The organism is Methylosinus sp. shoA (assembly GCF_059718125.1).
The window spans coordinates 609,110-630,551 of record NZ_AP046091.1 but is presented as its reverse complement, the minus strand read 5'-3'; the positions used below and the strand labels follow the sequence as shown (position 1 = coordinate 630,551).

The 21,442-nt window shown below is 63.1% G+C and carries 16 protein-coding genes; 7 read left to right on the top strand and 9 right to left on the bottom strand.

The window, feature by feature from the left end; genetic code table 11:
• The first annotated feature begins 28 nt into the window (after positions 1-28).
• Together AC6IW9_RS02930 and AC6IW9_RS02925 are read left to right on the top strand one after the other, a co-directional pair.
• Positions 29-466 carry an OmpA family protein gene (locus AC6IW9_RS02930; RefSeq protein WP_497772409.1) on the top strand — a complete coding sequence of 146 codons (438 nt, stop codon included), beginning with the start codon at positions 29-31 and terminating at the stop codon, positions 464-466.
• Positions 467-687: 221 nt separating this feature from the next.
• Positions 688-1,482 carry a hypothetical protein gene (locus tag AC6IW9_RS02925; RefSeq protein WP_497768966.1) on the top strand — a complete coding sequence of 265 codons (795 nt, stop codon included), beginning with the start codon at positions 688-690 and terminating at the stop codon, positions 1,480-1,482.
• Between the two features lie 44 nt (positions 1,483-1,526).
• On the opposite strand, the gene AC6IW9_RS02920 is transcribed toward AC6IW9_RS02925, so the two are convergent.
• Positions 1,527-1,808, bottom strand: a complete 282-nt coding sequence (locus AC6IW9_RS02920) for a hypothetical protein (protein WP_497768963.1) — start codon at positions 1,806-1,808, stop codon at positions 1,527-1,529.
• A gap of 703 nt (positions 1,809-2,511) precedes the next feature.
• Between AC6IW9_RS02920 and AC6IW9_RS02915 the strand changes: the two genes are divergently transcribed.
• From AC6IW9_RS02915 to AC6IW9_RS02905, 3 genes are all read left to right on the top strand, one after another.
• On the top strand, positions 2,512-2,724 hold the full coding sequence (locus AC6IW9_RS02915; protein ID WP_497768960.1) for a cold-shock protein: 213 nt from the start codon (positions 2,512-2,514) through the stop codon (positions 2,722-2,724).
• Positions 2,725-3,189: 465 nt separating this feature from the next.
• Positions 3,190-3,447, top strand: a complete 258-nt coding sequence (locus AC6IW9_RS02910; protein ID WP_497768957.1) for a hypothetical protein — start codon at positions 3,190-3,192, stop codon at positions 3,445-3,447.
• A 342-nt stretch (positions 3,448-3,789) separates the two neighbouring features.
• A complete protein-coding gene (locus tag AC6IW9_RS02905) occupies positions 3,790-7,065 on the top strand; it encodes a CheR family methyltransferase (protein ID WP_497768954.1) in 3,276 nt (1,091 codons plus the stop codon).
• A gap of 307 nt (positions 7,066-7,372) precedes the next feature.
• Here AC6IW9_RS02905 and AC6IW9_RS02900 read toward each other — a convergent pair whose 3' ends face one another.
• The 3 genes from AC6IW9_RS02900 to AC6IW9_RS02890 form a co-directional block, all read right to left on the bottom strand.
• Positions 7,373-7,582 carry a cold-shock protein gene (locus tag AC6IW9_RS02900; protein ID WP_497768951.1) on the bottom strand — a complete coding sequence of 70 codons (210 nt, stop codon included), beginning with the start codon at positions 7,580-7,582 and terminating at the stop codon, positions 7,373-7,375.
• A 271-nt stretch (positions 7,583-7,853) separates the two neighbouring features.
• Positions 7,854-8,108, bottom strand: a complete 255-nt coding sequence (rpsU, locus tag AC6IW9_RS02895) for a 30S ribosomal protein S21 (RefSeq protein WP_497768948.1) — start codon at positions 8,106-8,108, stop codon at positions 7,854-7,856.
• Between the two features lie 451 nt (positions 8,109-8,559).
• Complete coding sequence (locus AC6IW9_RS02890; RefSeq protein WP_497772407.1) at positions 8,560-10,857, bottom strand: TonB-dependent siderophore receptor; 2,298 nt, start codon at positions 10,855-10,857, stop codon at positions 8,560-8,562.
• Positions 10,858-11,223: 366 nt separating this feature from the next.
• Between AC6IW9_RS02890 and AC6IW9_RS02885 the strand changes: the two genes are divergently transcribed.
• Complete coding sequence (locus tag AC6IW9_RS02885) at positions 11,224-11,889, top strand: response regulator transcription factor (protein WP_497768945.1); 666 nt, start codon at positions 11,224-11,226, stop codon at positions 11,887-11,889.
• The gene (locus AC6IW9_RS02880) at positions 11,886-13,178 is read left to right on the top strand and encodes an ATP-binding protein (protein WP_497768942.1); all 1,293 of its coding nucleotides are present in this window, start codon (positions 11,886-11,888) and stop codon (positions 13,176-13,178) included. Before AC6IW9_RS02885 ends, AC6IW9_RS02880 begins: the two co-directional genes overlap by 4 nt.
• Before the next feature lie 209 nt (positions 13,179-13,387).
• Here AC6IW9_RS02880 and AC6IW9_RS02875 read toward each other — a convergent pair whose 3' ends face one another.
• From AC6IW9_RS02875 to AC6IW9_RS02855, 5 genes are read right to left on the bottom strand one after another with little or no spacing between them, the layout of a single operon-like run.
• A complete protein-coding gene (locus AC6IW9_RS02875; protein ID WP_497768940.1) occupies positions 13,388-16,474 on the bottom strand; it encodes an efflux RND transporter permease subunit in 3,087 nt (1,028 codons plus the stop codon).
• The gene (locus AC6IW9_RS02870; protein ID WP_497768937.1) at positions 16,471-17,457 is read right to left on the bottom strand and encodes an efflux RND transporter periplasmic adaptor subunit; all 987 of its coding nucleotides are present in this window, start codon (positions 17,455-17,457) and stop codon (positions 16,471-16,473) included. Before AC6IW9_RS02870 ends, AC6IW9_RS02875 begins: the two co-directional genes overlap by 4 nt.
• Before the next feature lie 29 nt (positions 17,458-17,486).
• Positions 17,487-18,839, bottom strand: a complete 1,353-nt coding sequence (locus tag AC6IW9_RS02865; RefSeq protein WP_497768934.1) for a TolC family protein — start codon at positions 18,837-18,839, stop codon at positions 17,487-17,489.
• Entirely contained in the window at positions 18,836-20,164 is a 1,329-nt protein-coding gene (locus AC6IW9_RS02860; protein WP_497768931.1) for an ATP-binding protein, read from the bottom strand. Before AC6IW9_RS02860 ends, AC6IW9_RS02865 begins: the two co-directional genes overlap by 4 nt.
• On the bottom strand, positions 20,161-20,826 hold the full coding sequence (locus AC6IW9_RS02855; protein ID WP_497768929.1) for a response regulator: 666 nt from the start codon (positions 20,824-20,826) through the stop codon (positions 20,161-20,163). Before AC6IW9_RS02855 ends, AC6IW9_RS02860 begins: the two co-directional genes overlap by 4 nt.
• Positions 20,827-21,442 lie beyond the last annotated feature (616 nt).

Below are 21,442 nucleotides of genomic sequence, written 5' to 3'. Positions count from 1 at the left end.
ATTGGCCGGAGCCGCTCCTCCTCTCCCGATGGAACGCTCGACCGAAGCGCCGAAGGCGGATGCGCGATCCAGCGCCGCCGCGAGCGAAGGCGTGGAGTCGAAGCTGCGTGCCTATCTCGCGGGCGAAACGCCCCCCACGCGAAACATCGCCTGGTTCGAGCTCGACGGCGTCGCTTTCGAGCCGCGCGGAGCGGGCTTGCAGCCCAAGGCGCAGACGCAATTGCAGGCGGTCGCCGACATTCTGGCCGCTCATCCCCGCATCAGAGCGACGGTCGCGGCTCATAGCGACGCCAAGAAGCTGTCGAAGCGGCGGGCGGAGGCCGTGGTCGCGGCGCTGGCGCGACTCGGCGTCGACGCCACTCGTCTCCGTGCGCTGGCGCTCGCGTCGAAACCCTCCGTCCTCACGGGATCGAGCGAAAATTCCGAGCCGGACGGCGGCCTGCTGCTCGGCGTGCGCTCGAAGTGACGGTCGCTTTTCCCCAGCGCCGAGAGCCGATCGAAAGATCGGCGCCATCGGATAGGATATGCTTATGATCGGAGGCGAGATATCGCAGCAGGACGCGATGGCTCTGAGAGCGAGACGCGTTCGCTCGTGGGCCCCGTCCAGTTTCAAATCCATCGGCTCGAGCGCAAGCTTCCAAATTGGAACTCGGCGCCCCATTTTCTTCTCGACACGGGGAGGACAGAATGGACGAGAACATCACGCTCGAGCTGACGCTCCGTCGAGCAGACGTCACGGCGCTTCTGGAAATCCTGAATCGCCGAATTGAAGAGCTCCAGCAAATAGAAAATCACGATGGCTCCGAAACCGTTCTCGAAGCAAAGCAAGAAAAGGACGCCATCATCGCCGTCTTGATGGCATTGGAGTCGGCCGTGAGGATGCGTCGCGACGCGAGAACGCCCGGCATGACGCCAATTGTCGAAACACTCGCCCGGGGGCGGTGGCAGTTGCCCTCACTCGAGGCCGCTGAAGACGAAGCTCGCCGAACATTGGCGCAAGCGACCGAGACTCTCGCTCGGGCGCATGCCGCATTCGTCGCATCGCTCGCCGGTCATGAGGAAAGCGAATCTTCTGCGGCGCCGGAGGCAATCGAGGCCGAAGAACACGAATTGCGGCGCGCGCAGGCGGCTCACGAAAAGGCCGCCGAACGCCTTTCCGATGCAAAGAGGCAAGATGCCGAGATCGCCCGAAAGATTGCTTATGCTCGCTCCGAGCGAGCCCACGACGAAGCGGTGACGGCGTTGCGGGAATATGAACCTTTGGCTCTCGAGATGCTCAAGCTCTTCAGTGTCCTCTCGGTGCATGCCGACCTCGCGTTGGCGGACGTCGAGGCGGCCGACAAGGCCAGGGTCAATCCACATACCGCAAATGCGGTGCGCCATCTCGAGAGCGCGCTGGCAGAGCATAAGCAGAGCCACGTCGAGGGCGTGGCGAAACACATTGCCGAGGCGTTGCATGAGCTCGAGTTGGCGTCGGGGTGAAGAACGAGCTCCGTTCGACTGACGATCGAGGCTCGTCTCGGAAATCATGTCTTTGGACGCAAGCTGATATTAGAAAGCCGCTGTATGTCTTCCGCACTCAGTGTCCACTTCTCGGTCTGGGTCGTCAATTCGCCAAATGTTCGATGCAGCTCGTTCCTCGCTACCTGAACCATCTCTGTATCGTCGAACTCTTTCATCTCGAGAATAATCGGGATTTGGAAAAACAAGGGGTCGCGCTCGACCTGAAACGTTATCCGAACACGGTCTCCTTTCGTATTCGGCGCCAACGCCTCGATGCGCGCCACCTTGATCTTGAACTCGTCCATATCATCACCCTCATATCCGCTTCACCTTTCAATCGCTCTCAACGTGATTTCATCGAGGCTATGAGTATGTCTCATCTCGGAGTATGTCTCATCTCGCTATCGATAAAACTTGATCGTGATCTCCGGGGGGACCTTATCGACAGCTTGCCTGATCTCCTCGACGACATTCGACAATCGGGTTGCGTCGATGTTTATTCCGATTCCGCATCCAGGACAGATCATCCGATCTTGGGACTTCAATTTTCCGATCGTCTGCCCGAGTTCGTGCCCGCACTGCGGACACTGGAATTCGATACGACATGCTTGGACATCGACCATGACGAGCGTCTCCGATGTTGCCGGTCGGCATTTCATGCAAGACGCGCTCTGTACGTAGGGCGGTCGGACTGAGTCGGCCATCCTCTGGTCGGCTGCAGCCGTGGCGTTCCTTGGTTGTTTCGGCGCCGCCGGCAACATTCGTCGACGGCTTCTTACCATGTCCGGCTCCGTCATGCTGGACTGCTTTGGAAAAAGCCACCGCCCGAACGCCACTTGAACCTCGACGACGACGCGCCATATGACACATATCGGGTTTCGGTCGGATGACCTTGCCGTTGCGCCGAGCTTGGGCGCGCGAAGCACATCACCTCCTCTCCAAACATCGATCCGACACGGCGTCGCATGGCGCGAACGCCCGATTCTCCATTCGTAGAAAGGACATGTCATGCAGACCGGCGTCGTAAAATGGTTCAACGCTCACAAAGGCTTCGGGTTCATACAGCCCGAAACCGGCGGAGCCGACATCTTCGTCCATATCACCGCGGTGGAACGCGCCGGCCTGCGCGGCCTCGCAGAGGGACAAAAGATCTCTTACGAGATCGTGGTCGATTCGCGCAGCGGAAAGTCTTCTGCGGATCATATCCGGGTAGCCGCCTGACGCGGCCTCGATCTCGCGGACGGCGAACAGCCTGTTTTTCATCTTTCGAACAGTCTTTGCACCTTTGCGAAAATCGAATCCTCCGTCGAGAGAAGGGCCGGATATGAGTGCGAACGTCAACGAGTTCTCCCGCATTCCGCGTCATCGCGTCAGAGCGGTGGCGGCGCATAAGTTCGACGTCGGGGCTCTTGTTCTTCATAAGGTCGGAGTGCGGTCGGAAAGAGCGTCGTTTCGCGTCACGCGCCAATTGCCGGATGGCGGCGCGGGCCTTCAATATCGGATCAAAGGAGAGCGGGACGGTCTGGAACGTGTGGTGACGGAGTCGTCTCTCGAGCGGGGCGGCTGAGGCCGGCCGCGTTCTCGTTCACTCTGCGGGATCGAGAATTTGCAGCCCATCCTTCCATCTCTTCCGGCCGCCGACAAAGAGCGGCGAAACGAGCCACATCACAGCCAAGGAGATGGACAATGAGCGCATTCGATTACGGCAGCGAAGCGGGACTATTTTCCTACAAAGGTCCGAAATTCCGTCCAAATAGCCTCGGATATAAAAAGTTCGCCCGGGCCGCGGATGCAATCCGCTTCGCAATGGAAAATGTCTCTTCCGACATGTTGCGCAGCTGCTCTCTCGAGGTCGGCGACGCGGTTTATGTCGGCGCCGAGATCCGCGATCTGTATGAAAACGCCGATTATCCGCTCTTGCGACGCGCCAATTCTTCGAAATGAATTCGATGGCTTCGGCAGTTTCGTGACGCAATTCGACGCGCAAATTCCTCGTCCTCGACTCATTATTCCGGCTCCAATGTGCGAACGCATGCACAATTCGGGGCGGGCGCCGACGGCAGGACGCCGATCTGGCAGTTCTCATTCGAAAAACGAGTCGAAATGACATTGTCGGGGCCAGACGGCGGTCATGGCTCCGACGAGCGCGGTCGCGATGACGAAAGAAATGCGCCGTCAGCCACTCCTCCGCGCGAAATACGTTGTCCGGCATTGCTGCGTTACAGATCAGGGTGACATTGCAAGTTTCGAAGCGCATTATCTCGAGACAGACCGAAGGCGCCGCCAATGCAACCGGACATATCGTTCCCGATCGTGGGCGTGGGCGCTTCCGCGGGCGGCATCCAAGCGCTGGAGGGCCTGTTCCGCGCCATGCCTGCCAATCCGGGCATGAGCTTCGTCATCATCATGCATCTGGCTCCGGATCGGAAGAGCCTCCTCACGGACATTTTGGCGCGCCATGCCAAAATGAGCGTCGAGGTCGCCCGCGACGGCGAGGAGCTCGAAAAGGATAGGATCTATGTCATGCCGCCGTCCGCGGTCCTGACGATCGCCTCCGGGCGGCTTCGGCTGATCGCGACGGACGCTGCCCATCACGAGCGATCGCCGATCGACGTTTTCTTCAGCGCGCTCGCTCGCGACCGCGGCGAACTCGCGGTCGGGGTCGTGCTGTCGGGGAGCGGCAGCGACGGCGTTCTCGGCATCAAGGCGATCAAGGAGTACGGCGGCGTGACCATGGCGCAGGCGAGCGACGGGTCGGGTCCGGGATTTGGAGGAATGCCGGGCAGCGCCATCGCCAGCGGACTGGTTGATTTTGCAATTCCCGTCGATGCGATGGCGGCGAAGCTCATCGAGATCATGCGCGCTCTCGATGAGCCGGACGACCTCGCATCCGACCGGCGGACGAACGACGACGACAGCGTCGTTCTCGAGGCGCGCCAAGCCATCTATTCGATCCTCCGCGATCAGACGGGACACGACTTCAGCGGCTACAAGACCAAGACATTCATGCGCCGGGTCCGTCGCCGCATGCATATCCAGCAATGCGAAAGGATCACCGACTATGTGGAGCGCCTTCGCGAGGCTCCCGGCGAGGCGACGGCGCTCTTTCGCGACCTCCTGATCAATGTCACGAGCTTTTTTCGCGATTCGGAAGCGTTCCGCGCGCTTCGAGAAAGCGCCATCCCGCGGCTGTTCGAGGGAAAAGGAGCAGCCGACTCGGTGCGGGTCTGGGTTCCGGGTTGTTCAACGGGCGAAGAAGTCTATTCGATCGCGATCATTCTGCGCGAACATATGGACGAACTGAGGGTCGCCCCGCGCGTGACCATTTTCGCGACGGATATCGACGAAGCGGCTCTGGCGATCGCGCGCGCCGCCCGCTATCCCGCCGCGCTGATGGAAGGCGTGTCGGACCAGCGACGCAGACGCTTCTTTACCGCCGAGTCCGGCAGCTATGTTCTCGTCAAGGCGGTTCGCGACCTCTGTGTCTTCTCCCCGCACAGCATCCTGCGCGATCCCCCTTTCTCGCACATGGACCTCGTCTCCTGTCGCAATCTGCTGATCTATCTCGGAGCGGACGTGCAGAGGGAGGTGATTCCGATCTTTCATTATTCCCTCCGCGCCGGCGGGGTTCTCTTTCTCGGTATGTCGGAGAGCATCGGCCATTTCGCCGACCTCTTTGCGCCGCTCGACAAGAAACATTGCCTGTTCGAGGCGCGCGACCCCGGCCGGCGGGTGCGCATGCCGCACTTCATGGCGGGCTTGCACACTCTCTCCTTCCCCGCCCATGCTTCCGGCAAGACGAGCGCCGGATCCGCATCACAATTGCGGCGCGCCGTGGAAGCGCGCATCGCCGAAGGATTCGCGCCTCCGCATGTCGTCGTGAACGAGGACGGCGACATCGTTCATTTTTCCGCCCGAACGGGCAAATATCTCGAAGCGGCGCCCGGAGCGCCCGATCGTCAACTCTTCGCGATGGCGCGCAAAGGTCTGCGCCTCGATTTGCGCAGCGTGCTGCGCGAGGCGATCGAAACGCGCCGGTCGGCGACGCGTCAGAACGTGAAAGTCGAAACCGATGAAGACCATACGGAGCTCGTCTCGCTGACGGCGGAGCCTCTGTCGGATCGGGAGGGCGGCAAGTCGCTTTTCTTGATTCTGTTCCAAGGAAGAGAACCGTCGACAGCGGACACGACGTCGCCGTCTCCGAGCGAGCGCGAACCCGCGAGCGACGCAGCGCGGCTCGAATGCGAATTATTCGAGACCCGCGAGCGGCTGCAGGCGACGATCGAGGAATATGAGACGGCTCTCGAGGAATTGAAATCGGCGAATGAAGAGCTGATTTCGATGAACGAGGAAACGCAGTCCACCAATGAGGAGCTCGAATCCTCCAAGGAAGAGCTGCAATCGCTCAATGAGGAGATGAGGACCGTCAACCAGGAGCTGGAAAGCAAGATCGACGATCTGGACCGGGCCAACAGCGATCTGAGGAACGTGTTCGCGAGCACTCGAATCGCGACGATCTTCATGGATCACAATCTCGTCATCCGGAGCTTCACGCCGGCGGCGTCTCAAATCTTCAATATCATACCTTCGGACGCCGGACGGCCGCTCACCGACCTCGCGGCCAAGCTCGATTACCCCGAATTGACGGCCGATCTTCGCAAGGTTTTGGAAAGCGGGGCCCCGATCGAGCGGCGCGTGCACAAGAACGATGTCGATGCGCCTTATTATCTCGCCCGCCTCACCGCTTATCACGGCGCCTCCCAGCAAATCGACGGAGTCGTGGCGACGTTCATCGACGTGACCAGTACGACGCGCTCCGAAGAGAAGGTGCAGAAGCTGCAGGCGGACCGACTGAACTCCATGAAGGAAATGGGCACCGGCCTCGCGCACGAAATCAATCAGCCGCTCTCGGCGGCCGCGACCTATCTCCATGCGGCGCAACGCTTGTTGAAAATACCGTCGAAGCAGCGCCCCGCGAGCATCGAAAGCATTTTGGGAAGCGCGGTCGAGCAGGTGCTGTGGGCGGCGCAGGTCGTCGATCACCTGCGTGAATTCGTCTCCCGCGATGAGCCGAAGAAAACTTTTTCCAGCGTGCACAAGCTGATCGAAGAGGCTTATGAGCTCTCCCTGCCGACCGCGAAGCAGTCCGGCGCCCATGGAGCCTTTCATTTGAATGCGCAGGACGATCGCGCGCTCGTGGACGAGGTCCAGGTCAAGCAGGTCCTGATCAATCTGATGCGGAATGCAATCGATGCGATGAGCGCTTCGGCTAAGCGGGAGCTGACGATATCGACGTCCTCGACCGAAGGAGACATGATTCGAATCGATGTCGCCGACACCGGTCCCGGCGTGCCTGAAAAGGTCAAGGTCAGACTGTTCGAGCCTTTCGTCACGACGAAGACGCGCGGGATAGGCGTCGGATTGTCGATTTCACGCTCGATCGTCGAAGCGCATTACGGAAAGATATGGGCCGAGTCCAATCCGGAAGGCGGAACGATCTTCAGCTTCACATTGCCTCTGGCAAAAGCGGATGTGGGTTCAGTCGACGAGGCTCCAGCCTGAGGCAGCCATGAGAAGCCGAACCAGTCGGATCGGCGCGTCGCAGCGCCGGCGACGCGCCGCCGCTTTCAGAGGCCGAGAACGGATCCGAATGCAGGACGCGCCGGGACGCTCGATCGCCTCGCGCCCCAGATACGCGAACTCGCGCCCGTGCGGCGTGTTCGAAACCTGCGAGAGAGCGTGTTCGTCGAGATGTCGAATAACAAAAGCCCCGTCACCCGAGAGGGCGCGGAGCCTCTTTCGCTATGTCCTCGGCGAGAACCTCTGCCTCATTGCCAGTACATCCGTGGTCAATGAGAGAGGCGATCGCTCACGCGACCTGGAGATTTCCTGCCGAGCTCTTTCCCGACTTGTTGTCGCGAACGAGATCGAACTGGATTTTCTGCCCTTCGGCGAGGGTCAGCATGCCCGCGCGCTCGACGGCGGAGATATGCACGAATACATCCGTGCCGCCATTGTCAGGCTGAATGAAGCCGAAGCCCTTGGCGGGGTTGAACCATTTCACCGTTCCGATATTCATGACGATTTCCTTTCAATCGTGCCGTAATTTCGCACATGCGTCAGGATGAGCACGTTTGCGAGTCGATGTTGAAGGGAAGTATCGCCAGATCCACCGAGGTGTATGAGAGAGAACTTAGCCATCCAAGATCAATTATCATAATGGGCATGGATTGTGTTCATTGCAAGGCCGGATCGACGCTTTTCGTATGCGAGCGGCGGGCGGAGAGGTCGCCCGATGCCCGCGTTCCGTCGCGCGACGAGAGCTTCGTCCACTCCCGAGCGCCGCTCGTTCAGCGTGGCGAGGATGACTGCGGCTTCTTCACGATCCGTTTCGGCGCCGCGATGAGCCCTTCGTTGATCGCTTTTTTTCGCGCGGCCTTACGGCTTCGGCGGACCGCTTCCGCCCGTTCACGGATGCGCCTTTCGGACGGCTTCTCATAGGCCCTGCGCCGTTTCATCTCGCGGAAGACGCCCTCGCGCTGCATCCGCCTCTTGAGCACTCTGAGGGCCTGATCGACATTGTTGTCTTTGACGAATATCTGCAAGACAGCTCCGATCCGAAGGTCGCCGCGACTCCCCGGAGCACCTTGTGTCCGCTCGTTCGGGCATCCGGCGTGACGCCGACGGAGACACATAGCACAGGGCGCGGATTTTCCTCATGCGTATTCGCTCGCGTCGGGGGGCGCTTCGCGACATCGGGGGACGTCAGTCGATTGGCGGCGAGGCGTGACTTCAGCTCGGCGTAGCGGGCCTCGTCGGTCGCGATCGACCAAGCGAGATCGAAATAAGTGTGGATCTCGAATTCCGCCGCTGCGCGCCGGTCGACGGTCCAAAGCTCGGCGCAAGCTCGATGCGCCACGGCGACAGCTTCGGCCTGTGGCGAACGTCCGGCTCGAAAACAAGCCCGTCGAGCTGGACGGTGACGTCGTGACCGCCGGCGCGAAGTCGACGAGAATGGATCGGGCGGCGTTTGACGACCGCCCGACCTTTCGGAAATCAGAAGTTCGCTGTCACGGAAAAGCGGAACGTTCGTGGGGCCCCCGGCGTAATATTATTGTTGCCGTCCGCGGTGGCGATATAACGGTGGTCCAACAGGTTCTCGATATTGAGCTGCGCTCTCCACTGTTCGTTCAGGTTGAAGTAGACTGCGGCGTCGACCCGCGTGAACCCCGGGATGTTCACCATGTCGTCGGACGATGCGAAAAAATCCGTGTAGTGGATCACTCCGACGCCAGCTCCCCACATCGGCGTGAACTGATAGCGGTTCCACAGCGAGAATGTGTTGTAAGGGACGAGCCCCACGCGGTTGCCCGCGACGATCGACGCCGACGTATTGCTCTCGATCTTGGCCTCGGTGTGCGCATAGCCGCCCGAGATCTGCCAATCGTCGGTGACATAGCCGGTGAGGCCGACCTCGACTCCCCGTGTCTTTGTCGCGCCGCTGAGAATGAAAAATCCCGCATTGTTGGGGTCGGGCAAACGCTGGTTCGTGCGGTCCAGATCATAGAACGCCGTCGTGAACTGCAGCTTTGGCAGTATGTCCCACTTCAGGCCGACTTCTTTATTTTCGAATCTCTCAGGCGCGGCGACCACGAGACCGGGAGTCAGTGTGCTGAACTGATCGCCCGCGCTGGGCAGGTAGGACACGCTATAGCTTCCGTAAATCGATAGATTCTCCACTGGCTTCACGACGATTCCCCCGCGCGGGGAGACGAAATTGTCCGCTCTGGTCTGCACGGCCCCCGTACGCCGATCACGGGATTGCAGGTCGAAATGATCAAATCGAACGCCGCCGATCAACTGGAGAAACGGGGTGAGCTCCACCTGATCTTGGAGGTAGACAGCGCCGAGATCGAGCCCGTACGTATTATTGGCGCCAGATGCAATATTGCGGAATGTCACAGGCGCGTAGGTCACGGGGCCGAACGGAGATACCGCAAGAGTCGTCTGCGCCGGATTGTAGTTGAAGTAGCCGTCCTGCCGATAGCTCAAACCATTTTGATGGCCGACTTCGCCGCCCAGAATCACGGTATGCCGCGCCGGGCCGGTCTCGAACTTGTAGGTCAGATCCGTTTGATTGAAGATGTTTTGGCGATCCGTCTCATTATTGTAGGCGGTCAGATTCACTGACGTTCCGCCCACATTCACGGCGCCGCCCGGATAGATATTCTGATAGAACTTGTCGTAGTTCGCGAACTGTAACGAATTCTTGATCGACAGGCCTCCGCCGAAATCGTGGTCGACGACGCCTGTGGCGATATGGACGTCCGCCACGGCATAGTTGAGATCCGGATTGCCAAAATAGGTCGCTCTCGAAGTCGGATAAGGATACTGCGGAAGCGTACCCCCGGGTCGCTGTTGAGACGGAATGCCTCGGTCGGTCACTCTCCAGTCGTGCAGGTACTCATAGCTCAGCTTGATCGTCGTGCTACCCGTCGGGGCGAAGGTGATAGTCGGGTTGAAGGCATAGCGTTCCAGGCGCACGAAGTCGCGGTAGCTTTCGGTATTCTCATAGAACGCGTTGAATCGCACGGCCACATTTTCATTCACGGCTTGGCCGACATCGACCGATGTTCTGAAACCGGGAAAAGAATTTCCACCGACTGTCACTTCCCTGATGGTCACGCCATCCGCTTCCTTCAGAGCGCGGTTGACCACGCCGCCGCCGCCGCCGCGTCCGAAAATCATCGCATTGGGTCCTTTGAGGACCTCCAATCGCTGAAGATTGTAGAAATCACGGAAATATTGAACGTCGTCGCGTATCCCGTTCACATAAAAATCGGCGTTGCTTCGCTGCCCCCTGATAATGAGGTCGTCGCGATGGGACTCGCCCTGATGCGGAATGAGCCCCGGCACGTAACGAACAGCTTGGCCGATCGATGTGAACGCTTGATCCTGGATGAATTGCTTCGTGATCACCGACACCGATTGGGGAACGTCGATGAGAGGCGTGCTGGTCTTCGTCGCGGTCGACAGGCTTCGTGTGATGTAGCCCTGCTGGCCCGAGCGCGCATCCTGACTGTCGACGACAGGGAATTGTGGGGCCGGCGCCGAGACTCGCGCCGGTTCCGAGACTCGCGGCGGCCGACGAGAAATCAGTCGCCGTGGCGAAGCGTTGCGCGGCGCATGGCCGACGTGCTCGGCCGGCCTGCCTACTGTGACCGGCGGCGCGACGGTGACCGGCGGCAACGTGCTCGAGCCGGGTGGGCTCTCTTGCGCAGCAGCGGGACCAAGACCCTCCGACGCCGACAGGCAGAGGATCGCACTCGAGGAAATCAGAAGCGCCGACCGCATTCGTCGGCTGTTGCTCTGGGCCGTTTGCGTTGAAGACATCCTGCACCCCATTTTTATTTCCGTGCTTCGAACCACGGCAGCTTCGCGCCCTTTCGTTACGGAACGCTGCGGTGCAGATGTCGGCAGGAAAATTAGGACACAGTTAGGATCAAGTTACAATCATTCTAAATGCCTGCCGGCGCGGGCTGATATAATGTTCCTATCCGGCGGCCCAATCGACGGTTCGCGTTGCGCATCGGGTCGGTCGACCGGCGCCGACATATCGAGCTCGGGAGATCGTTTCGGCTTGCTGCACATCGATCGACGGAATGCGAGAGGGGCGGCTCCAAACGGATCCGGCGTTCTCGAGAGAACGAAAACGGCAACATGCGCGCGCTCTTGATCGAAGATGATGAAATGTTTGGAAAGGCGTTGGTCCGAGGGCTGCGCGATAACGCCATGACCGTCGACTGGGTGCGAAACGGGCGCGATGGATATGCCGCGTTCGAACAGGCCGAACACACGATCGTGCTGCTCGACATCGGACTTCCGGACATTTCGGGATTTGATGTTCTCAGGGCCGCACGTAAAGCCGGTGGATCAGTTCCCATATTGATCATCACCGCCCGCGACGGCGTGGAAAGCATGGTCGACGGCCTCGACCTCGGAGCGGATGACTATATCGTCAAGCCTTTTTCATTGCACGCGTTGTTGGCGAGAATCAGGGCTGTTCTCCGCCGCATGAACGGGCAAGCGCATTCGTTGTTGGTGAGCAACGAAATCATTCTCGATCCGTCCACGCGTCTTGCGACATTTCGTGGCGTCAAGGGCGTTCTCACAGCGCGTGAGTACTCGCTCCTGTATGCGCTGATGAAGCGACCGGGCGCTATTTTGTCGCGCAGTCAGATCGAGGAGCGAATCTATGGATGGGGAGAAGAAGTTCAGAGCAACGCTGTCGACGTTCTCATCCACGTCCTTCGTAAGAAGTTCGGCAAAGACATCATACGAAATGTCTACGGCGCGGGCTGGATGGTGACCAAGGACGGCCCATGAGCTCCGTTCGTCGAACCCTGATCGTGAGGATGACGTTGCTTCTCACGATCGTCAGTCTCGCCACGGCGTCGACCTCTTATGTCCTGGCCAAGGGCGAGGCGAACAAGTTTCTGGACGTTCAGCTGGCCGAGGTCGCCATGAATGCGGGCCAGGGGCTGAAAGAAGACGTGAGGCGCAGACATGATCACGAACTCGAGGACAGGCTCGTCGTTCAGATGTGGGAACGCTCCGGAGCGCTGATTTATGCTTCCGGGCCGGAAAACAGTATTCCGCGTCAGCCGGGCGAAGGTTACTTCGACGTGATCGCCGACAATGAAGCGTGGAGGACCTACAATGCGAGCGATGATCAACTCGTCGTGCAGATCTCCCAACGATGGAGCGCACGGGACGAAATCGCCACTCGCGCAGCGATAGGCGCGACGCTGCCCTTTGTGCTCGCTATTCCTTTGGCATGGCTTCTGATCGGCTGGTCGGTCAATCAGGTTCTGCAGGGACTGGGCCGTCTTTCCGCGGAACTCGAAAAGAGAAGCATCGAAGCGAGAGATGTCCTCGGTCCGGATGGTGTTCCGACCGAAATTGTTCCTCTGATCGGCGCGATGAACTCCCTGATCATCCGACAACAACATGCTATCGAGACCCAACGCCGTTTTGTCGCGGACGCGGCCCATCAGCTCAGAACTCCTCTCGCCGCGCTTCAGCTTCAGGTGGACAATCTGTTCGGGCAAAATCTGGCTGGTCCCTTCCCGGACCTCGTGGCTGAACTCCGAGACGGGATCGGGCGTGGAACCAGGCTGGTCGGTCAGCTTCTCCGAATGGCCAGGGCGGAATCGCCTTCGACGAGCGAGCAACAATCGATAAGCGTCTGCGACGTCATACGTGTCGTTGTCGGCGATTGTTTCCCTATCCTGGAAGCCAAGAATTTGACCATGGCTGTGAATTTGGATGAGGACATCAAAATCAAAGGGGATAGAGCCGATCTGGAGCTCCTCCTGCGAATTCTGATCGAGAACTCCATCTGTTATACGCCTTCGGGCGGATCGGTCACCATCACGGCCGAGCTGAACGCACGGCACGCCGTAATCGAGATCGTCGATAGCGGCTGCGGAATCCCGGAAAGCTCGCTCCCGTTTATCTTCGACAGGTTCTTTCGAGCCGCGCCGCCGGATGTCGAAGGCGCTGGTTTAGGACTTGCGATCGCGAAAGCCATTGCGGATCGAAACCGATTTGGTCTGTCTGTTCGGAACCGTCGGGACGCTGTCGGCGCGATCGCGGCGATCGAGTTTTCGTAGGCTCATATTATCGGTCGAAAGCTGCAGATGCCCCTCGAGGCGCCGCCACGCCACGATGGCTCCGTCGTCGATCGGAGCACGTTGTGCTCGGCCCCAGAGAGCGCCAGCGCGCGCCTGCTACGCTGGACGCCGCGCCGGTGACGACGGTCGAACTCGATTTCGCGCCGACCGAAGATTCCGCCGATATTCTGACGTCCGATATTCTGACTTCATGGAGAAGCGACATCGTCGACTTTCGGTCTGGCGTAGCGCGCATACAGCGCCGGAACCAGGAAAAGATTCAAGATCGTCGATGTGAACAGGCCGCCGAGGATCACCACGGCCATCGGATATTCGATCTCCTGGCCCGGAACCAGGCCCTGGACGACCAGCGGCAGCAGGGCCAGCGCGGCGCAGCTCGCCGTCATCAAGATGGGGGCGAGACGCTCCTCGGCGCCGCGCATGGCGAGCTCGCGGCCGAACGTGATGTTCTGCCGCAATTCGAGGCGCCGATAATGACTCAGCAGCAGAATGCCGTTGCGGGCGGCGATTCCCAGCACGGTCACGAAGCCGACCAGCGATCCGAGCGACAGCACGCCGCCGCCGAGCCAGGCCCCGGCGACTCCGCCGATCAGGGCGAATGGCAGCGTGAGCGCCGTCAGCGCGACCAGCCGGAGCGAACGGAAATCCGCGTAGAGCAGCAGTAACACGCCGAACAGCGAACCCGCGGCGAGCCACGCCAGCCGATCGCGAGCGGACTGGCGCGCCGCATATTCGCCGATGACTTCGGCATGGTGTCCCGGCGAGAAGCGGAGCGCCCGGACCCGCGCCTCCACTTCCCGCGCGACGGCGCCGAGATCGGCGCCTGCGGCCACGTCGAGCGTCACGTCGAGGCGGCGGGAGGCGTTCTCGCGCTTGATCTCGTTGGGCGCGGGGGCGATCTCGAAATCCACGACGTCGCCGAGCGGCGCGCGCGCGCCCGACGGCGTGTCGATCACCGCCTCGCGCAACGCGGCGAGGTCGTGACGGACGCGCTCATCGCCCCAGACGGCCACTTCCACGATTTTCTGATCCCGATAGATCTCGCCGACTTTCGCGCCCTGCGTCAGGATCGCCGCCGCCCGCCGGATCTGCCCCGCCGTCAGGCCGAACAGCGCCGCCGCATCGGGCCGAATCCGCATCTGCGCCTGGGGCGTCAGGGACTGCGGCTCCACCTTCAGATTGGCGACGCCGCGCACGCCGGCCAGATCCCGGGCGATCTCCTCGCCCTTCTCCCGGAGCGCCGCCAGATCGGGGCCGAAGAGCCTCACCACGATGGCGCCGCTGGCCCCGGTCAGCACTTCCTTGAGACGTTCCCGAAGATAGGTCAGCACGTCGCGATAGAGGCCGGGATAGCCGTCGACGACCGTCTTGATGCGCGCGACAGTCGCGTCATAGTCCGCTTTCGGGTCGACGCTGATCCAGAGTTCCGTGAAGTTCGGCCCGACGACCTCGTCGGCGGCCTGCGCGCGGCCGATATGCGCGCCGAAGCTCTGAACGCCCGGAATGGCCCGCAGCTCCCGGCTGACGCGCTCGGTTATCCGCTGCATGGCCTCGAGGGAGGTCCCGGGCTTCTCCACCCAGTGCATCAGAAAATCGGTCTCCTTGAAATCCGGCAGGAAGGCCTGGTCGAGCCGGAGCAGCGCGAGCCCGGCGAGCGCGAAGGCAATCAGAAGCGTCCTGACCGCCACGGCGGGACGGTCGATGATCCAGGGCAGCGCGGCGCGGTAGCGCCGCTTCAGGAAACGGGCGAGCGGGGCGTCGCCGTCCCGCCGCGGCGCGCCGGGCAGGAGCGTCAGGCACAGGACGGGGGTGACGGTCAGGGCCACCGCCAGAGAGGCGAGGATCGCCAGAAGATAGGACCAGGCGAGCGGCCGGAAGAATGCGCCGGCGAGGCCGTCGAGGAAGAATACTGGCACGAACACCAGGGCGATGATCAGGCTGGCGAACACGACGGCGCTGCGCACTTCGAGGGAGGCCTGGAGCACCACCCGGAAGGGCGACGAGGGCCGCTCCGCCAGCTCGTTCTGCCGCAGCCTGCGCAGCACATTCTCGACGTCGATGACGGCGTCGTCCACGACCTCCCCCACCGCGATGGCGAGCCCGGCCAGGACCATCGTGTCGAGCGCGCCGCCGCGCAGATGAAGCACCGCGGCCGCCGCCAGCAGAGACAAGGGGATGGCGGATATGCTGATGAGCGCGGCGCGCCATTCGAACAGAAAGGCGACCAGGATCATCGCCACCAAAGCGCAGCCGATCGCCAGCGTATGGGTCAGACGATCGAGCGCCCGCTCGATATAGGTCGCCGGACGGAAGATGTTCGCATCGATCGCCACGCCCTCGAGGCCCGGCCGCAGCGCCTCCAGCGCCGCCTCGACCTCGCGCGTGACCTCCAGCGTGTTGGCCGCAGGCTGCTTCTCCACGATCAGGAGAAGGCCCGGCCCGTCGTTGACGACCGCATCGCCGATCGGCGGAGGATGGCTCTCCACGACCTCCGCCACGTCCCCGAGCCGCAGCGGAACCCCGCCGGCGAACTGCACCACCGTGCGCGCCAAGTCCTCCGGCGTCCGCACGGGCGCGAGATGGCGGACCGGCAATCGTTGATTGGGCGTGTCCAGGAACCCGCCCGCCGTCACCGCCGCCGCCTCGCCGGCGGCGCGAACCACCGCGTCCAGGCTCACGCCCTGGGCGGCCAGCCGGTCCGGGTCGACGCGCACCTGGAGCTGCCGGTCCCGCTGGCCCCAGATCGCCACATTGGCGACTCCCGGAACCGCCATCAGCCGCGGCCGGATCGTCCAGAGCGCCAGCTCCGAAAGGTCCATCTGGGAAAGGGTCGGCGACGAGACGCCGATCTTCATCATCCGGCTCGTGGAGGAGAGAGGCGGCATGAGCACGGGAACGCGCGCCACGGCAGGCAGACGCGGCGCGACCAGAGCCACCCGCTCCTGAACCAATTGGCGCGTCCGCGTGAGGTCGGAGCCTTCCCGGAACAGGCAGACCACCGAAGACAGGCCGAGCACCGACTTGGAGCGGAGCGTCTTCAGCCCCGCGGTCCCATTCACCGCGCTCTCCAGAGGCACAGTGACGAGGCTCTCGACCTCCTCGACGGAAAGTCCTGGAGCTTCGGTCTGGATTTCCACGATCGGCGGCGCGAATTCGGGAAAGACGTCGAGCGGCGTCACGCGCGCGGAATGGAGGCCGAACACGATCAGGAGCGCGGCGAGCGCGAGCGTCAGGACCCGCTGCCGAAGCGCGGCGGCGATAAGCCGGCGCATCATTTGCCGACCCCGAACTCGACGCCGAACAATTCGGCGGCGCCGGTCGCCGCCACGCGCGCGCCGGGCCGCACCCCGCTGGCCAGAACGGCCATGCCGTCGACCGCGCGCTCGACCTGAACCCGCCGCCGCGCGAAGGTCGTCGCGTCGGTCTGCTCGTAGAGCCAGGTCCCTCCCTCGGCGTCATACACGATCGCCGACCATGGGGCGGCCAGCGCCACGCCCTCCTGACGCAGCGGAACGGTCACGCCGACCCGCTGGCCGAGGCGGAAGGCGCGGTCCGGATTCGCCAGCCGATAGAACACATCGACGGTGAACGCCGCCGGATTGGCGGATGGCGGCGCGTCGACCGGAACCGCCGAAAGTCCGCCCGCGCCGCCGCCGAACCCTCCGACGCGAGCGGTCCCGTTCCGATCGATCTTCGGAAGATCGCCCACATAGACGGGGACCCGCACCCAGACTTCGGCCGGGCTCGACGCCTCCAATATCGCCGGACCGAGCAGACCGCGGCGCGCCTCCGCCGTGCGCAATCCTGCTTCCGCCTGGCCGACCTGCACGCGCGCCTCGTCGACCGATCGCTCCGTGCCCACCTTGTCCCGCCGCATCTGCTCGGCGCGGCGCAGCGCCAGCTGCGCCCCTTCCAACTGGACGCGCGCCTGCTCCACCTGCCCGTCCGCCTCGATCTGCGATTGCGCCAGCCGCACCTGTTCGGCCGGCGACAGCACGGGCAGGATGGTGAACACGGACTGTCCGCCGCTCGGGGTCCCGGCCGGCGCAGGCACGGTGATTTCGCCGCCGAATATCCGCGTCCTCGGCAGAACACGCGACACCACCAGGGCGGTCGTCAGCCCGAGCCTCCGCGCCGCTTCAGGGGTGAGCGTGACTTTCGTCAGCTCTGCTTCCTTGATCGGCTTCTCGACCCGAGCCGGCGCCGGTTCGGCGGCCGCGAGGTCGAGGCACGCGACGATGGCGAGGCCCCAGGACATTCGTCTGCAAGATCGTAGATATGAATATTTCATGTGCGAACATTCGAACTCGGAGAAGGTGGAGAGAGGCCGCGTCCGATACTGCGTTCGAGCTCGGCGCGCGCGCGGCGGAGGTCGGCGGCCGCGCCGACCGCCATGAAGCGCGCATCGGCCAATTTGCGCTGGGCGTCCAACACGAACAGCAAGGTCACATGGCCGTCCGCATAAGCCCGCTTGGCGCGTTGCGCGGCGGTGGCCAGCAGCGGCAGGACCCCGTTGCGCCATTGATCATGGCTTTGCTTCGCCAGGGCGAAACGCGCGGCCGCTTCGCGGACCTCGAGCATGATCCGGTCACGGACGGTGACATAGAACCGCGCGGCTTTTTCGAGCCGCGCCTGCCCCTGGGCCATGCCGCCCTGGTTCTGGTTGAGGATAGGCACGGCGATGTCGATGCCCGGCCCCGACACCGTCTGCTGATTGACGTCCTTGGCGCTGAAAATGCCGGTGACGGTGAACGTCTCGACCTTCGCGAGCCCCAGGCGCTGTCCCGCCGCCTCCACGCCGAGTTCGGCCGCCCGCAGGTCGGGACGCGCGGCGAGAGCGTCTCGCACCAGGGCTTCCGGATCGCCCGGCGCGGCCGAAGACAGCGGATCGACGACGATTTTGGCCGGCCAATGCTCCCGAGCCAGTCCTGCCAGCGCGCGCAATCGTTCGCCGGCGATGTCGGCTTCGCGCCGCAAACGGTCCTGCTGCTCCTTCGCTTGGCGTGCGTCGGCCAGAGCGCTCGCAGTCTCGAGCTCCGTGGCGTCGCCGGCGCGGAGCCGCGCGCGGGTGAGCTCGGCGACGTCCTGGGCGAGCTTCGCCGTCGTCCCGGCGAGCTCGGCCCGCTCGCGCGCCGACGCGAGCTCCGCGCAGGCCACGCGCACATCGCGGATCAGGTCCAACCCGTTCTGGACCAGTCGCTGGATCGTGCGCTGCACGTCCAGCTCTGCGATCTCCATCCGGGCGGGGCGGAGCCAGAGCGCCTCGACCGGGTAGCGGAGCATCAGTTCGAACGGCTTCACGCCGCCCGGGAGCAATGTCCACAAGGTCGGATTTGGCAGCATGCCGGCCTGCGCGAGATCGGCGCGCGACAGTCCGAGATCGGCGAGGTTCTCCCGAAATGAGGCGTTGTTCCAGAGCGCCAACGCTACGAGTTCGTCCTCGGACAGGCCGTCGGCGGGCGAAACGCCCGGAGGCCATGTCAATTCCCCGGCCTTCGCATCGCCGAGGCGGCGCCCCGCGCGCGCCGTCAGTTCGGCCGACACCTCGCCGACGTCGTCGAGATGTTCGACCGCACAGCCTCCGGACAGGAGGCAGGCGCAGGACCACAGGGCCGCTCGCCGATATTTCCGTGGCGTCATGGCGTCGCCCCATCCCAGCGGACCCGGACCACGAGGCCTCGTCCCTCCTTGTTGTCCTCGAGTTGAACATTGGCGCCGTGCCAGTCGGCGACGGAACGGACGATGGCGAGCCCCAGCCCGCTGCCCGGCTCCGCGGCGCCGGCTCCCCGGTAGAAGCGATCGAACACGCGCCGCTTTTCCTCCGGCGGGACGCCGGGGCCTTCGTCGCGGATTTCCAGGCGGATTCCATCGCGATCGGTTCTCACCTCGACATCCACGCGGCCGCCGGCGGGCGAATAGCGAATGGCGTTGTCGATGAGATTGCGCAGCAAGATCGCGAGAGCCGCTTCGTCCCCCACGACGATCGCCGGCTCCGCCGCCTCGAGTCCCAGATCGACGCCGCGGTCGGCGGCCACCGGCGCGAGACCGGCCACCTCGGCCTGCGCGAGAGAGTCCAAGCGCAGCGGCACAAATTGGCGTTGCATCGCCTCGGGATCGAGCCGAGCCAGGGTCAGCAGCTGATGCACGAGATGGTTGGCGCGGGCGATGCCCTGGCGGAGCGTCGCGAGGGCGGCGGCTTTCCGGTCCGGATCGTCGCAGCGCTCGGCCACTTGGGCCTGCAGGGACAGGGCGGCGAGCGGCGTGCGGAGTTCGTGCGCGGCGTCGGCGATGAACTGCCGCTGCGCCGCCAGAACCCGGTTCAGGCGCGACAAGAGGTCGTTCAAGGCCCCGACCAGCGCGCCGACCTCTCGCGGCAGACCATCGTCGGGAATAGGGTCGAGGGCCTCGGGCGTGCGCCTTTGCACCGCCTCGACAATGATCCGGAGAGGGCCGAGACCGCGATCGAGACCGAACAGGACCAGTCCGGCCGCCGCCGGCAGCAGGACCAGCACCGGCGTGAGCAGGCGCAGGGCGATCTCTTTCGCAGTGTCCCGGCGTTCGCCATGGGACTGGGCGGTCTGGATCAGGCCATCCGCCGTCTTCAAGGTGAACACGCGCCACGGCGAGCCGCGCCATTCGACATCGGACCAGCCTTCGCGGGTCTCGCCCGGCAGGGGCGGAAAAGGGTGCGAGCTGTGTCGCAACGCTCCGTCCCGGTCCCAGACCTGGGTGATGAAATCGACCTCGCCCACCGTCGGAAGGAGGGAGGACGGCGTGGTTGCGGAATCGGACGAGAGCGCCGCGCGGTCGAATTGCGAATAGGCGGCCTGGCGCAACGCCTTGTCGAAGAGCTCGTCGATCTCTTCGCGCACGCTGAACCAGGTCGGAACGGCGAACGCCAATCCCGTCAGCAGCAAGGCGGGGGAGAGCCAGAGAAGAAGCCGGCGCCGGATCGAGGCGTTCATACTTTCGCCACTCGAAATCCCACGCCGCGCACATTGACGATGGTCTCTCCGCCGAGCTTCTTGCGGAGATTGTGAAGATGAACGTCGACGGCGTTGCTGGCGACTTCCCGATCCCAGCCGTAGAGACGTTCCTCCAGCCGGCTGCGGGACAGGACGGCGCCCGGCGGCTCCAGCAGGGCGTGAAGCAAGGCGAATTCTCGGGGCGAAAGATCCAACGCATGCCCCTGCAGCCATGCTTCGTGGGAGATGGGGTCGAGACGGATCGGACCGTATTCGATCACGGCCGCGGCGCGTCCCGCGCCGCGGCGGGCCAGGGCGTGGATGCGCGCGACCAGTTCCTCCAGGTCGAAAGGTTTGACCAGATAATCATCGGCGCCGCTGTTCAGGCCCCTGACCCGGTCCGCCACCGCGTCCCGGGCTGTCAGGATCAGCACCGGGAGGGCATTGCCCTGCCGGCGCAGCTCGGCGAGCAGCTCGAGGCCCGAGAGCCGCGGAAGCGCCAGGTCGAGCAGCAGGACGGCGTAGCCATTGTTAGGCGTCGCCAAGGCCAATCTGGCGTGTTCGCCATCCCGCGCCCAGTCGACGACGAGATGATCCTGCTCCAAGCCCTCGCAAATCGCGCGGCCGATCATGCCATCGTCCTCGACCAGCAAGACACGCATACGCCAACCGCCCCTCAGCGCTCCGACCAAGCTCTGTCGTAACGGGACGAAAATTAAGTGGTTATTAAGGCGGCGGCCCTCGGCCGAAAGAGAGGCTGGGCCGCGATCGAGGGGTGGACTCGAGTCCTGTCGAAATTCGCGCTGCGCGGCGCGGGCATTGGCGCGCCGGCGCGCAGATCGTCGGCTCCCATCGACGGTGGGCCTTCGCCTTCGCGCTTGCACGACGCCTCGGAAAAGAAAATAGACGCCCCGTGCTCGAGGCGACTTCAAGCGCTCGTCGGTTCCACACGACGACGCCTGCATGCAGTTCATCGAGAATGATTCCGTGATGCCGCTTCTTGTCGCCGTCGATCGTCGAAGGCGTCCAATCGACGCCGCGAGGCGGTCTCACGCCTTCCTCGTTTCAGCGCATGGGCGATTTCCCGCGGCGAGAACATCGGCGGGTATGATATCCACGACATCGGAAAGATCGTCGCCGAAACGTGAGCCGGCGATGGCTCGATGGACGCCGCTCGACAGCTCGCGGTTCAGAGGCCCGACAGAACATGTTCTTGCGTCGACGCTATTCTTCGGCTGACGAGATGCTGCCGGTTTTCGGCGCGTATCAGAGGCGTGA